14 protein-coding genes and 2 pseudogenes are annotated in these 12,950 nt (G+C 69.2%); 7 read left to right on the forward strand and 9 right to left on the reverse strand.

Annotation, left to right across the window (positions count from 1 at the left end; all coding sequences use genetic code 11):
• Positions 1–1,135, forward strand: a pseudogene (locus ABZ721_RS40245) (hypothetical protein); the annotation flags it as partial.
• Between the two features lie 248 nt (positions 1,136–1,383).
• Entirely contained in the window at positions 1,384–2,337 is a 954-nt protein-coding gene (locus ABZ721_RS40250; RefSeq protein ID WP_358793808.1) for a GNAT family N-acetyltransferase, read from the forward strand.
• 190 nt (positions 2,338–2,527) lie between these two features.
• Here ABZ721_RS40250 and ABZ721_RS40255 read toward each other — a convergent pair whose 3' ends face one another.
• On the reverse strand, positions 2,528–2,752 hold the full coding sequence (locus ABZ721_RS40255; RefSeq protein ID WP_358793821.1) for a hypothetical protein: 225 nt from the start codon (positions 2,750–2,752) through the stop codon (positions 2,528–2,530).
• Here ABZ721_RS40255 and ABZ721_RS40260 point away from each other — a divergent pair.
• The 3 genes from ABZ721_RS40260 to ABZ721_RS40270 are packed head-to-tail and all read left to right on the forward strand — an operon-like array spanning position 2,666 to position 3,955.
• Complete coding sequence (locus ABZ721_RS40260) at positions 2,666–3,043, forward strand: transposase (RefSeq protein WP_358793820.1); 378 nt, start codon at positions 2,666–2,668, stop codon at positions 3,041–3,043. The two genes, ABZ721_RS40255 and ABZ721_RS40260, sit on opposite strands and share 87 nt — an antisense overlap.
• A gap of 7 nt (positions 3,044–3,050) precedes the next feature.
• Positions 3,051–3,659 carry a DUF6000 family protein gene (locus tag ABZ721_RS40265; RefSeq protein WP_358793809.1) on the forward strand — a complete coding sequence of 203 codons (609 nt, stop codon included), beginning with the start codon at positions 3,051–3,053 and terminating at the stop codon, positions 3,657–3,659.
• A gap of 20 nt (positions 3,660–3,679) precedes the next feature.
• Positions 3,680–3,955 carry a hypothetical protein gene (locus ABZ721_RS40270; RefSeq protein ID WP_358793810.1) on the forward strand — a complete coding sequence of 92 codons (276 nt, stop codon included), beginning with the start codon at positions 3,680–3,682 and terminating at the stop codon, positions 3,953–3,955.
• Here the strand turns inward: ABZ721_RS40270 and ABZ721_RS40275 are convergent.
• From ABZ721_RS40275 to ABZ721_RS40295, 5 genes and pseudogenes are all read right to left on the reverse strand, one after another.
• Complete coding sequence (locus ABZ721_RS40275; RefSeq protein ID WP_358793811.1) at positions 3,949–4,245, reverse strand: hypothetical protein; 297 nt, start codon at positions 4,243–4,245, stop codon at positions 3,949–3,951. The genes ABZ721_RS40270 and ABZ721_RS40275 overlap by 7 nt on opposite strands.
• 148 nt (positions 4,246–4,393) lie before the next feature.
• Positions 4,394–4,879: a hypothetical protein gene (locus tag ABZ721_RS40280; protein WP_358793812.1), complete on the reverse strand. Its 486-nt coding sequence runs from the start codon at positions 4,877–4,879 to the stop codon at positions 4,394–4,396.
• Between the two features lie 199 nt (positions 4,880–5,078).
• Positions 5,079–5,624: a hypothetical protein gene (locus ABZ721_RS40285; RefSeq protein WP_358793813.1), complete on the reverse strand. Its 546-nt coding sequence runs from the start codon at positions 5,622–5,624 to the stop codon at positions 5,079–5,081.
• A 50-nt stretch (positions 5,625–5,674) separates the two neighbouring features.
• Positions 5,675–6,513 (reverse strand): annotated as a pseudogene (locus ABZ721_RS40290) (IS5 family transposase).
• Between the two features lie 59 nt (positions 6,514–6,572).
• Entirely contained in the window at positions 6,573–8,528 is a 1,956-nt protein-coding gene (locus tag ABZ721_RS40295; RefSeq protein WP_358793814.1) for a protein kinase, read from the reverse strand.
• Positions 8,529–8,719: 191 nt separating this feature from the next.
• Here ABZ721_RS40295 and ABZ721_RS40300 point away from each other — a divergent pair, with 191 nt between their 5' ends.
• Positions 8,720–8,887, forward strand: a complete 168-nt coding sequence (locus tag ABZ721_RS40300; protein WP_358793815.1) for a hypothetical protein — start codon at positions 8,720–8,722, stop codon at positions 8,885–8,887.
• A gap of 116 nt (positions 8,888–9,003) precedes the next feature.
• Here ABZ721_RS40300 and ABZ721_RS40305 read toward each other — a convergent pair whose 3' ends face one another.
• From ABZ721_RS40305 to ABZ721_RS40315, 3 genes are all read right to left on the reverse strand, one after another.
• The gene (locus tag ABZ721_RS40305) at positions 9,004–9,393 is read right to left on the reverse strand and encodes an STAS domain-containing protein (protein ID WP_358793816.1); all 390 of its coding nucleotides are present in this window, start codon (positions 9,391–9,393) and stop codon (positions 9,004–9,006) included.
• 172 nt (positions 9,394–9,565) lie between these two features.
• Positions 9,566–9,826, reverse strand: coding sequence for a hypothetical protein (locus tag ABZ721_RS40310; protein WP_358793817.1), 261 nt, complete (start codon positions 9,824–9,826; stop codon positions 9,566–9,568).
• A gap of 1,243 nt (positions 9,827–11,069) precedes the next feature.
• A complete protein-coding gene (locus ABZ721_RS40315; protein ID WP_358793818.1) occupies positions 11,070–11,546 on the reverse strand; it encodes an ANTAR domain-containing protein in 477 nt (158 codons plus the stop codon).
• Positions 11,547–12,162: 616 nt separating this feature from the next.
• On the opposite strand from ABZ721_RS40315, the gene ABZ721_RS40320 reads away from it, so the two are divergent.
• On the forward strand, positions 12,163–12,525 hold the full coding sequence (locus tag ABZ721_RS40320) for a hypothetical protein (protein ID WP_358793819.1): 363 nt from the start codon (positions 12,163–12,165) through the stop codon (positions 12,523–12,525).
• Positions 12,526–12,950: the final 425 nt, after the last annotated feature.

A 12,950-nucleotide genomic window follows, 5' to 3' on the forward strand; every position in this document is an offset into this window, starting at 1 on the left:
GGTCGTCCCCGCCACCGGCGCCGTCCAGGTGCGGGTGCGGCTGGACGGCGGCGAGGAGCGGCGGGCCGTGACGGTCTGCGGGTTGTCCGGGCCGGACAACCCGCCGACCGGCCAGAGCACTCCGGACAATGCCGCAGGCCCCTGGCTGGCCCCCAGGACGGTCCCCGATCGGCAGCCCGTCGTGGCGGTGGCGCTTTCGCAACCGTTCGGGGGCGACAGCCAGGCCCTGGCGTCCCACGCACAGCGGGCGATCGCCTTGGTGGCGTCCTTCGGCGTAGTCGGCCGGCAACGGCGCGCGGACGAGCTCGTGGCAGCCGCGAAACTCGGCCGGCTCATCCCTCCGGACACCCTCGCCCGATGCATCAGGGAGCTACGGCGCCAAGGCGCCGGCGTGCCGGCGCGCTGGGTGCTGATCACCACCGGCTGGTACGCGGACCCCGACCAGCTCGCTGCGGCCGTGGCCGCCTTGCGGGCCGCCGGCCAGCAGGCCGACGCCCGCACCGTCCTGTTCGCCGCAGGCCAGCACCGGTCCCCTTACGCTCTGAGCCAGATCACCGGGCAGCTGCCGCACGACGACATCCAAATCCTGCTGGAAGTGGCCTCGAAGTACCGTTCTCCGACCTCCGTCCTGGACTGCCTGCGCGACTTCAGCGCCACCGGGCAGTACACCTGCGGGCGCCTCCTCGCCGAGTCGGTGGGGCATCTGCGCCGCGACGAAGACCTGCCTGCCATCCTCGACGGCCTGCACCACCTGCACATGACCGCCGCCGAGACCTGGGTCCTGCAAGCGGTGGCACGGCGCCCCGCACCCCTGCGCGCCCGCGCCCACAAAACCCTGATCGCGGCAGGCCACTCCCACCACGTCGGGGTCCTGCAGGCCCTGCAACAGGCGGACGCCGCCAGAACGCCACCCGGTACACCCCCCGACGGCACCGCACCCCACCGGGCCGGCGCCCACCGCGCGGCAATAGCCTCCACCGCGCCCACACCACCAGACCCCGCCGCCCGGCCCCTGCCCGAGCCGGACACCGGAGATCGCCCACTGATGGACTGGGGTTTCGCCCTTGCGCTGATCGTGCTTGGCGTGGGCCTGGCCGTGGTCCTCGGCCTGCTCATCTGGGTGATATCGATGTAGAGACCTCCTGAAGCCGACACCCTTGCACCACCCGGCACGGCAGGCGGCCTGCGGCAGCAGTGTTCCGCTCTCCCCATGTCAGCCCTCGCAGCGATCCCTGAACCGCCTCACGCCGCAAGCCTCTCCCCCACGGCGCACCGCTAGCCCTGAGAAGCTGTGTCTGAGCCGTTCATGCCATATTGAATTGGGCTTGCACAGCACTGGCCCGGGATCGCAGGCCTGCTGGTGAGCGAGGTAATCAGGTCGACATGGAAGAACGGATGGCGCAGGGTTCACCCATGTCTGTTCCTTCCTCGATGCTGTTGCCGATCGGTTACCGCAGTCGATCGGCTACCACTGCTGACGCCCATGCAGTTCACCGTTTGGTCACCGCGCGCGAGTACGAGCTGTACGGCCGTGCCGTGACCGGCTCCGATCGCATCGCTGCTGATCTCAGCTTGCCTGGCTTGGAGCTCAAGTCCGACACGGTGCTCGTGCCCGACTCTGAGGGAGAGCTGGCTGGCTGGGGGTGGGTGAAGGGCCGGCGGTCCACGGTCCAGGTGCACCCCGATCACCGGGGGCGGGGGCTTGGAAGTTCGCTGCTTGCCTGGGCCGAGGCGCGGGCCCGGCAGCTGGGAAGCAATTCGCTTGCCCAGACGGTCTCCGACAGCGATCACGCGGCGGGTGCGCTCCTGCGGTCCAGTGGGTACGCCCGGCTTGTCACTGAGTGGCTGCTGGAGATCGCGATGCCTGTCGAACCAGAGGTGCCTGAACCGCAGGGCGGTATCACGGTCCGGTTGTTTCGGGCCGGTGACGAGCAAGCGGCCTACCAGGTCACCGAGGACGCGTTCGACGAGTGGCAGCAGCGGCGAAAGACCTACGCGGAATGGGCCCGGCATACAGTCGAGCGAGCAACGTTCGTCCCTGCGGCATCACCGGTCGCGTTTGCCAGCGATCAGATGGTCGGCGCGGTGCTGTCGCTGAACGTCCCGGGCAACGGGGAAGGGTACGTCGAGAGCGTCGCGGTAAGACGCGACCACCGCAACCGAGGGATCGCTCGCATGCTGCTGCAGGCAGCGTTCCGCGCCTTCTACCGGCAAGGGAAGCAGACCTGCACGCTGTGGACGCACTCGGACACCGGTGCCCTGTCGCTGTACGAGCGGATTGGCATGACGGTCCAGCGCAGTTCCACGGTCTACAGCAAGGCGCTCACCACCGGGTAGCCGAAGCCGGCTGGTCTTATGGTGGCGTCATGGAGGAGCGGGTGCCCCGGCTGAGACTGGCCGTAGTCGCAGCCGACGACTCCGGGCCGCGACTGTGTCGCGGATGCGGTGGTCCGCTGATGCCGGCGGCACAGGCGATGGCAGTGTTCTGCTCGTCCGCGTGCCGTTCGAGGCACTGGCGACGGATGCGTCAAGCCCAGGCGAAGACCCGGGCGGTGCAGGCCGACGTAATGGTCGCCTGCCCCCAGTGCGGGGCGTCATGGACGGCCGGGATCGACCGTCTCGTCTCGGCGGTGTACTGCTCTCCCACCTGGTTGATCAGGACGGCCTGCTCGTCGACCTGCTCGTCACGCCGGCCGACGTTCAGGACCGGGACGCGGCCCGCGTCCTGCTGACCCGCCTTCACGCCGTGCATCCCGAAATCGTCCTGGTCTGGGCGGACAACGGCTACGGCGGAGACGAGTTCAGCACCTGGGCACAGACCGCCCTCGGTATCACCGTCAAGGTCGTTTCCCGTCCCAAAGATTCCAAGGGCTTCGTCTTGTTGCCCAAGCGCTGGGTGGTTGAGCGGTCGAATTCGTGGACGATGCGGGCCCGCCGCAACGCGCGGGACTACGAACGCCTCTTGTCCCACCCCGAATTCTCTGAACTAGACCCGGCCCTCCTGCGACCCCGCCTGCCGGGCCACCCTCTGGATAGGCCATGATGCGGCGATGAGCGTGCAAGATCCGCAAGAGGTTGGCCAGGGGCACGTTGTCGCCCGGAATGTCGCTGGTGAACGGCGATACCTAAAGCTGCTTGGTGGTGGTTTTCTCCGCCTCGGGGAAAGAGAGAGGACCGCTTTCGTAACCGCACTGCAAGCCGATTCGTTTCAGGCGAGTCATGAAGAGATCGGTGCACTTCTCGGATACGAATGGCGCGCTCGGCTAACCGCCGCGTGGATGGTCGGTGTGGCCAGGCGGGTTGAGTGGCGCGAACGCATCGGAGGCCTCTTGCTCGCCAGCGAACTCACCTACGCAGGTCAGGGCTACTGCTGTGCACTCGCCCGGTTCGGCAGCAAGGACGATGCGGAGATCCTGGTGTCCTACTTGGACCGGTATCTTCCGCGATTGGAATGCCGATATGACCAGGGACCCGCTCTTGGGGCTCTCCTGCGACTGGACTCCCAGCTCGGTACGAGTCATGCAGAACGGTTCGTCGCTCCAGACGGCCCTTGGGAACGATGGGTCGATGCACTTGCGCATACGCGCGGAACTGCGGGCGCGTGGGCGGACGCGTCCAAAGAAGCGATCGACGCGGGGTGCGACTATTGGGATGCCTGACCGGTCCTAGAGTTGCGCTCATGACAGCGAATCGAGGGCGGTGGCCGAAGATCGACCAGGACAGCGGCGTCGAAGACGCGGTGCTGCTCATTCTGGAGTGGCTGAGTGAGCAAGGCATGGGCGCCATGATCAGAGTGGACGCTGAGCGGTTGCAGGACCAGAAGCCCGCATGGACGTTCACTGCTGGTGGCGGCCCCTTGATCCGCCCTATGAGGGCCGACGGAGCCACCGCCCACGAGTGTTTGTCCCTAGCCTTGGTCTACCTCCGCGAGGCCGGCGTGGACGTGCCCTACTGACGTAACGCACGGGACGTCACTCGTGAAGTAGACGATCGTGCAGGTCCTCGGGTGTCGGTGGCCCGTCCAGCGATCTCAATGAAGGTGGGCATTCCGAGATCAACCGCGCTGGCCGTGCGGGCTATGGCGGTGTCCATCTGCGAGAGCTTATCCTCGACGCCGGCAAGGCTGGTTTCGAGGCCTTCTACTTCTCCGACCCAGCCCTCGTGCTTGGCTTCGGCGACGCGGTCGATGAGGTTGTCGCGGATTTCGACGAGCCGAGGACGCTCGGCGGGGTCGGGTCGGAGCATGGCACATCGCAAACAGGCTTATCCGAACCAGCCCAGCTCGAGGCTTAGCTCGTCATCGACGTGCCGTCGCAACGGAAAGTAGTCGTGAGGTCCCTGGACAAGTGGCCGTCCCGGGCGTGTCACGCTCCAGGGCGCCCGTTCAGCGTGCCTACTGGAAGAACGCGTAGGTTCGGACGGGGTCGAGGTGCAGTTCGTAGGGCCCGAAGCAGTCTGCCGCTAGCGTCGCGATCGGGGCGCCGCAGGGACAGGCTCGGTTGATTCCTTCGTCACCCGTCGGCCCGCAGCAGCCGGTGCCGTTCTCCCAGTTGGGCAGCGGTTGAAGGTCGGGGGCGTCCTCAGGGTGGATCAGCACCGTGCCCGGGACGCCCGCAGAGATGACGAAGCCCTCCTCGCGGCAGACCAGCGGCCCTCGGGGCTGAGCCGGCTTCGGGTCCCCCTGATCGTCCTGCACGACGTAGGGAGGTCCCCAGGGCTCGGGATCGATCGCGTAACGGCCCCGCGGAACTGTGGCGGGTGCCCTGTGTGTCTCCTTGTCCCGGTCGTGTTCGTCGTCGGCGGGGTCGGGGACGGCGGCCTGCTCGGCCAGCTCCGGCGTGATCACGGTGCCGCACTTGGAACAAAGGAAGACGGTCATCCCCTTGTTTTAGCCCTCATTACTGCTGCTTCGCACCTTCGTTTGGCTGCTCGGAGTCGATGCGCGCCGCGACGATGCGGAAATCGGGGGGCCGAAATGGATGGTGCTGTGTCGGGCCGCGAGGTCGCGCCACCTCCACCTGAGCCCACTCCACAGTGTCCAGGCGCGAGCGCACCGAGCAGCCCATAGCCCTCATCGCTTATCGGAGGTCAGGCAGTGGTCCGGAGTTCTTCGGGTAACAGCCCTCCTCAAGCCGGAAGAGGTACCTCCGGAGGTCAGCGCCGAGTCCTTCAGTAATGTAGGCGGCAAATTCCCTCAGCCCCTCCGCGGCTTCCCGCTCATCAGACCTGTCGCTGGACGACCATCCGGGCAGGAGGGACTCCAGGTACTCGGTGACCCGTCCACGGTCGCGCCACCAATCCCGAACAGCCTCGGGTGTCCATCGGCTGTCGCCGTCGCAGGCATAGCCGCGGTACGGATCTTTCTGGGCTGCTGTCACCAGGTTCAGAACCTCGGCCGTGGTCGTCGGCTGGCGATACACATATTCACCGAAGTACTCGCCGCCGTAGAGCACATGACGCGGTGCGTGCAGCCGGCCCGTCCAACAATTGTCGGCGATGCCGGTGTAGAAGGGGCCAGGAACGTTCAACCAGAGCCGGTCCTCCCAACGCCCGCCGAAGGACGTCTCGGGCTCGCCTTCTGGAAGCGCCGCCATCGGCTCCCAGCACAGCTCTTCGTAGGTCATCCGCGAAGCTTACTGAGCGTTTGGTCCTGTGGTTGGTGTTTGGTCCCGGGTCAGGTTCCGCGCCAGTTCGGGGTGGATTCGTTGGTGAGGCGGCGGGCCATGAGGTCGATCATCGCGAGGTGGATCATGGCTTCGGACCGGTGCGGGTGGGTTTCGTAGTCGCGGGCGAGTCGGCGGTGGTGCATGAGCCAGTCGTTGCTTTGTTCGATGGTCCAGCGTCTGGGGATGATCGTGAATCCCTTGGTTCCTGGCGGGCGGTGGACGGGGTGGACGTCGATGCCGAGGCGGGCGCCGTGCTCGATGGCGGTGGTGCGGTAGCCGGCGTCTACCCAGGCCTTCGTAACGCGTGGGTGGGCGGCGGCGGTGCGGGTCAGCAGGGTCACGCCGGCCGCGGTGTCGCAGACGCTGGCGGCGGTGACGAGTACGTCAGCAGTAGGCCCAGGGTGTCGCACCCGAGGTGGCGCTTGCGCCCGATGATCCGCTTTCCGGCGTCGGTACCCTGATCCGTCAGGTGCACGTTGGCCGAGGTCTTGATGCTCTGAGAGTCCAGCACGCAGGCCGATGGTTCGCTGGTGCGGCCCTCGGCCTGGCGGAGGAGTGTCCGCAGCAGCCCGGTGAGCTGGTGGAACACGGCGTCCTGCTGCCAGCGGGCGAAGTAGCCGTAGACCGTCTGGTGGGGCGGGAAGTCGTGGGGCAGATACCGCCAGGGGATTCCGGTGCGGTCCACATACAGGATCGCGTTCATGATCTGGCGGAGGTCGTGCTCGGGCGGGCGTCCAATGTTCAGGGCGAACTGACGACGTTGGGCCCGCCAGGCGGTGAGGACGGGTTCGATCAGAGCCCACCGCGCGTCTGAGAGGTCGCTGGGGTAGCCGTCACATGCGGTCATGTTTCAGATGTACTGCGACATGGTGGCCCTGGCGAGCAGGCAAAGAGGGTCGGCTGCTACTAGTAGGGCTTGGTCAGGCGGATCTGATCCGCAGCGTAGCCGCCGATGCTGGCCAGGGTCGCCCCGTCACGGCTGAACGCGAGCATGCTGCTCGCGCCGTTGGACAGGACGGCGGCGGGGGTACGCGTGGTCAGGTCCCACAACCGCAGAGGGCTGTGTGCGCCGCCGACGGCGAGGGTCTTGCGGTCGGGGCTGAATGCGAGGGAGCTCGTCGAGTCGCTGCTGACGGTGGCGGTGGTGCGGTGGGTCGCGGTGTCCCACAACCGGGCCCCGCCGACTCCGCAACTGGCCAGGGTCCTGCCGTCCGGACTGAACGCCACCGAAGCGGTGGGATCGCTGGTCAGGGTGGCGGTGACGCGGCGCGTGGCCGTATTGATCAGCTGAATGCCACTGCCTGCGCGGCCCGGAGACAACGCGCTGCCTCCGCTGCGGGCGAGAGTCCTGCCGTCGGGACTGAACGCGATGGAATTCGTCATCGTGTCGGTCAGGGTGGCGATGGTGCGGTGGGTCGCGGCATCCCACAGGCGGACCCCGCCGACCCCGCTGCCGGCCAGAGTCGTGCCGTCCGGACTGAACGCGACCGCGGTGGAGGAGACCCAGGTGAGGGTGTTGAGATGGGAACCGTCAGCGGCATCCCAGAGCTCGACGCAGGAGGGGCTGCCACCCGCGAGCGTCTTGCCGTCAGGGCTGTAGGCCAGAGCAGCGATCTCGAACAAACTGTTAACGATAGCGCCGGTCATGGCACCAGTGGCCACGCTCCACAGGTGCACCCAGTTGACGCCGCCAGTGGCCAGGGTCTTGCCATCGGGGCTGAGCGCCATCGAACTGACGGTGCCGAGATCGGTGACAGCGGTGGCAGGCGGCTTCGGCTGCGACCTGGGCCAGAGCGCCAGCACGGGGATTGACGCAGTGCCCAGCACCCCAAACGCTGCGAGGACGAGTGCTCGCCGTCGCACAGCGCTGCGTGCACTCGTCGGCCCCGCAGCCGGCACTGGGAGCTCCGCATCCGCCCGGAGGGTAGGCGTCGCCACCTGCACGGGGCCCGGGCGGGGTGCCCGCGATTCGGTCGGCAGGTCCGCCACGGCTGCGGCCCCAGCGGAAGTGCCGGTCCGGTCCGGCTCCTCGAGGGTCGGCGCGGTGGTCACCGTATTCGTGCCAAGGGCCGCGAGGCGGGCGAGAACGCCGGAGGGGGTGGGCCGGTCGGCCGGGTTCTTCAGAAGGCACGCCTCGATCAGCCCCCGGAGGCCACCTGCGACGCCGTCGAGCTGTGGCGGTTCGCTGAGGACACGGTGGGCGATCGCCGGGATGGACGCCGCGGCAAAGGGGCTGCGTCCGGTCGCGGCGAAGGCGAGCACACAGCCGAGCGAGAACACGTCGCCGGCCGGCCCGGCGCGGTCGGCGCGTATCTGCTCCGGCGACATGAACGAGAACGTCCCGACGACCGTCCCCGCGGTCGTGACGGCACCGGCGTCCGCGACTTGGGCGATGCCGAAGTCGATGATGCGGGGCCCATCGACCGCCATGATCACGTTGCCGGGCTTGAGGTCCCGGTGAACAAGCCCGCAGTCGTGGATCGCGGCCAGCCCCTCGGCCAGGCCGGCAGCCAGCGCTTTGACCTCGCCTGCTGGGAGGGGGCCGCGGGTGCTGACGGCTTCGTGCAGGGAGGGGCCCTCGATGAAGGCCGTCACCAGCCAGGGGGATTGCGCGGCGGTGTCCGCGTCCACGACCTGCGCGGTGTGGAATCCGCCCACACGCCCTGCGGCTGCAACCTCGTGCATGAAGCGCCGACGAAACTGCGGACTGCTCGCGTACTCGGGCCGTATCAACTTGACCGCGACCTTGCGGCCTCCCGGTGACAGGCCGAGGAACACCTGACCCATTCCGCCCTCGCCCAGCCGTCCCAGCAGGCGATAACGCCCGATCTGCCGGGGGTCGCCAGACCGTAAGGACTCCATCCGCACCACGGTAGCCGACGCAGGCAGGTGGCGGCATCGGCGCGCACCGGGGCCGGCTCGAGCCGACCCCGCGTCCGGCTCAGGCGAACGCGGGCCTGCTGGGCGAGCAGGCTCCCGAGGACGCTGAAGGGCAGGGGGTCCCAGGCCTGCGCTACTGGCGCGGGCAGGACACCGCCGAGAACGCGCAGCAGGTGGACGACGACCCGCAGAAGCTGTTCACCGAGGCGGTGCTGCACGGGCTGCGGGCCCGGCTGCGCGACGACGTCGACGCGCTCGACAGCTACCTGCCGCCGCACGTCGCCCAGCTGGCGCGGAAGGTGGCCGGGGTGTTGGAGGAACCGCAGCCGGCCCCCGTGTAACAGCGCAGCCCAGCACAGACGTTACGCCGACCGGGCCCGGTCGTTGAACAGGCCGGTCAACGAAGTCACCGTACGGCCCCCGGGAACGTCATGGCCCCCGGGGGCCACCAGGGCGCTCACACCGCCCGGATCCCCCGGCCGGGCGTGTCGGCATCGGCCTCCCCCGGCCAGCGCACCGCTTCTTCCACGGTGTCGGCGAGCGTGAAGATCCGTAGGGCGTCGGTGAGTTCCAGAACATGCCGAACCGGGGTGCTGATCGCGGCCAGGACCAGGTCGACGCCGCGGCGCTGGGCGTCCTGGCGCAGGAACAGGAGCTGGTTCAGGCCGCGGGAGTCGCAGAACGTCACCGCGGCGCAGTCAAGGACCAGCCGCCGGCACCCTGCGTCCAGGGTCTGGCGTGCTGCGTCGGCCAGGATCTGTTCGGTGTCGTAGTCCAGTTCGCCGGACACCTCGAGCACGCTCACGCCTGGGCGGGCGAAGTCGCCCGCCTGTATCTGCAGCGGCATCGGATCCGCCCCCTTCGTCTCGCCCCCGCCGGGTGGAGAGGGTCCGTGCGCGTCGGGCCACAGGGTCCCAGGAGGTAGATGCCCGGTCCCCGATGACACGACGCGCCGCCCAATCTACAGATCCGTGATCTACGCAGTCCGGGGTGCCGAGGTCAACTCCTGCGGCTGCGGATCACGCAGCGGGCGCGGTGACACAGGTAGGCAGCTCGATACACGCCTCGATGAGGTCGCCGGAGCCCAGCTCCACGCGCAGGACCACCTCCTGGCCCTCGAAGTTGGCCGACACCACGACCGCGTGGATCGCCATCGAAGCAACCCCGGGCAGCAGGACCCGGCCGACCTCCGCGCGCACCACCGTCATCTCGCCGCGCTCGCTCACCACCGTCACCGTCATCCGCATCGGGTCGTGGAGCGTGACCGGCAGGTAGTCCACCTCCACATGAAACGCCCGACCGGACACCACCCGCACCGGCGGGACACCCTCGTTGTCACTGACCCGCACCTGCAACACCCGCCCCGCCCCAGCACACTCCCCCACCAACCCGATCACCCCCACAGCACGCTCCCTTCGCCCGCCCCCCGGAGGAACCCCACGGCACGACCGGCAGGCTCCGACCGTCCTACCGATCCCCGCCCGGCACCGCAACCCAACAGCCCCTTCTTCCTACCGTTCGCCGGACCGCGCAGTACACCGACGCCGGGCAGGTCAAGGAGTCCACGACCACACCGCTTCAGTACGGCGTCCCGCTCGACCCTCGGGTCGCCTTCGGCGTGCTCGAACTCAGCTGCCCTTACCCCGAAGCCGCCCGCGTCTGTCCCGTCCCCCCGTTTCTCCTCCAGGGGGACAAGATGAGCGGAGGCTGAGGGGAAGCCAGCGCGGCCACAGACGCCGCCAAGGCGCCTACCTGGCGGTTTGCCGGCGCGCGGCGATGGGAGGCGCGCCCTAGCTGCGCGCGCTGGGCACGGCGCTGGGCACATCCCCGGCGGAATTCCCCCCTTCTCACCCCGTTCCCCCCCATATCGCCATGAGGGGTTCCCACCGCCGCCGCTGAACGGCGGGGTCGCCGCCTGTCCCGACGCGGTGGCCACCGGCCGACGCCCCACCCCACAGCCAGCGCAGCCCCACCGTTCCCCGACCGCCAGCCGCCGCCCACACCACCACCCCACCCACATCAACAACCAGCACACAGGAGAAAGGGGCGCAGCCGAGGGGAAGTCAGCGCCCCCTCGGTCACGAAACCAGGCTCTGAGCTGCGGTGACCGGGACTCCCTACCCGAGGGTGCGCAACAGATGCTGCAACAGATGTTGCCGCGATCATGAGGGCGTTCCGGGCCGCCCGCCGGCTGCCGGCCTCGTGCCCGCTGGCGCGTATATGCCGGGCGACGCCGGGACCGTCCGGCGCCCCGGCTGCCAGAGCCAGATCCTCCGTTTCCCGAAGCGCCCTCCCCTGCCCGGTCAACCCTCCCTTTGCACGGGCTGGTGGATCTGGGTGAGGGGGAGAGGGGGAAGTCAGCGTCCAGGAGGCCCCTGCCGAACATCACTACCCCAGGTCAAACGGCTTGCTCCTGGGCCGGACACGCTGGGCTATGCCCACCCCCTTGCCCAGTGCCTTGCCCAGTCCCTTGCCGAGCGGCCGGGCCACGGGTACAACACTGCGCTATCAGCCCGGCCCTCATCAGGCCTCCCTCACGACGGGCAGGGCGCGGTGCGCCACCACATACGCGGCCACCAGCTCCAGCGGCCGGTCATGGCGGCGCGCCCAGGTCCGCAGCACCGTCACCGCGTCCGTGACCGGGATCCGGTAGAGGCCGGCCAGGACCCCGGCCGCCTGCGCGACCGTCACCCGGCGCTGCAACACCCCGCGCAGCCGGGCATTGGTATCGAGGTGCTCGTGCAGGGTCCGGCGAGCGACCAAGCTCAGCCCCGCCGCGTCGGCCAGCGCTTGAGTGAGGACCAGTGCCGGGTCCGGTAACGACAGGGTGGTGGCCCCGAGCAGGACGCTGCCCAGAGTCTGGTCCCGGTCGCGCAGCGGTACCGCGGCCGCCACCCGGTACCCGGCCGCATGCGCGAGCGCGGTGAACGAGGTCCAGGGGCCGGCCGGGTCCGTCAGCAGCACCGGGCCGACCGCCCTGGCCGTGCGGTAGGAGTCCACTGCGGGACTGTCCTGACACGCCGCCTCGAGGAGTTCAGCCGCCGGCTCCGGAACGGGCGCCACCGAGTGCAGGCGCCCCTCCGGGCCGGCCCACACCACCACGACCAACTCCACCCCCACCGCCCCGCACACGCCACCGCCACCGCCACCCGCCGCAGGAAGTCCACCTCGGTCGCGTCGTCCAACCCGGCGGACACCGCCACGAACGCCTGCGCCACCGCCAACTCCCGCTCGCTCATCACCGCACCTCCCCCGGCACGGGGCCGGCCCCCGCCGGCCCACCTCTCCCCTACGCCTAACCCTCGGCCAGGCGGGGCATGCCGGGAATCACCCGCTTCGCCGACCGTCCCACCGCCCCGCGCGGCAGTGCAGGGCGCCGGGCGGAAGACTTGGCCTGGCGTGGGCCGGGCTGGGCCAGCTGCACCGGGTCGAATGGCGCGGCGGCCGACCCCGCCAGCGGGCCACCGCCCCCTCCTGATGGAGCGGCGCGGCACAGCGCACCACCGCTTCCCTCCCGCCCCGCACCACTGTGACCTGGACCAGTGATGTTCATGGAACGCGGACCATGCCGCTCGCCGACCCGCGTTCCACCCTTGAATCGAACTAGAATCGAACAATGGGCGGCGAGCGGGATGAGGAGCGGCGGGCGGCAGGTCTGCCGACGGCGGACGGGCCGCTGGTGCGGGTCCGGCTGCACGACGGCCAGGAGCTCTATGCCGTGGTGAAGGGGCGCCGCAAGGAACGCGACGGCACCTGGTGGTACCGGTGCCAGATCCACCTGCCCGCCGCGGCCGAGCAGCGCGGCCGCCTGGTCGACGAACCCGCACCCATCGACTTCACCGCACCGGCCGGCCGGTGCGAACCGATCGCGGGCCAGGCGTACGACACGGTGCCTACCGCGCGGCATGGTGAGTTCTCACGAGTCCCATGGTTAGTTCCACCCCGGGCCCTGGTCAGTTCCCTCCAGAGCCGTAGTTAGTTCGCTCCCCACAACAGGTCAGCGAGCGTGCCGTGTCCGTTGATGTCACGGCAGGCAAGGAGCGTGGCGCCTGCGAAACCGCAGCAGGGCACGGGGGCAGCGCCAGCGAATACCTGGGAGCAGCAAGGGGCCGCCGTGGGAATAGGACTGCGACATGCACGCGGTGTCGCTCCCGGTGCGGACCCGCGAGGGTCGCCTATCCCCATACCTGCCGCACTGCCGATCCCGGCACCGATCCCCCGCCCCATTAGAACGGTAGACCCCTTCCCACAAGCTTGGCGCTGGTGACGGCGGCATGGCCCTTACCGACGCCACCGCAACTCCCAGGCCCCCTAGTGCTGCATTCCTCAACTTATGGGTATAAATGGCGGGTTGAGGAGTGCGCTGGGGGTGGATGGTGCCGACATTATTGCGGGCTCGGCCTG

Source organism: Streptomyces sp. NPDC006733 (assembly GCF_040636125.1).
Classification (GTDB): Bacteria; Actinomycetota; Actinomycetes; order Streptomycetales; family Streptomycetaceae; genus Actinacidiphila.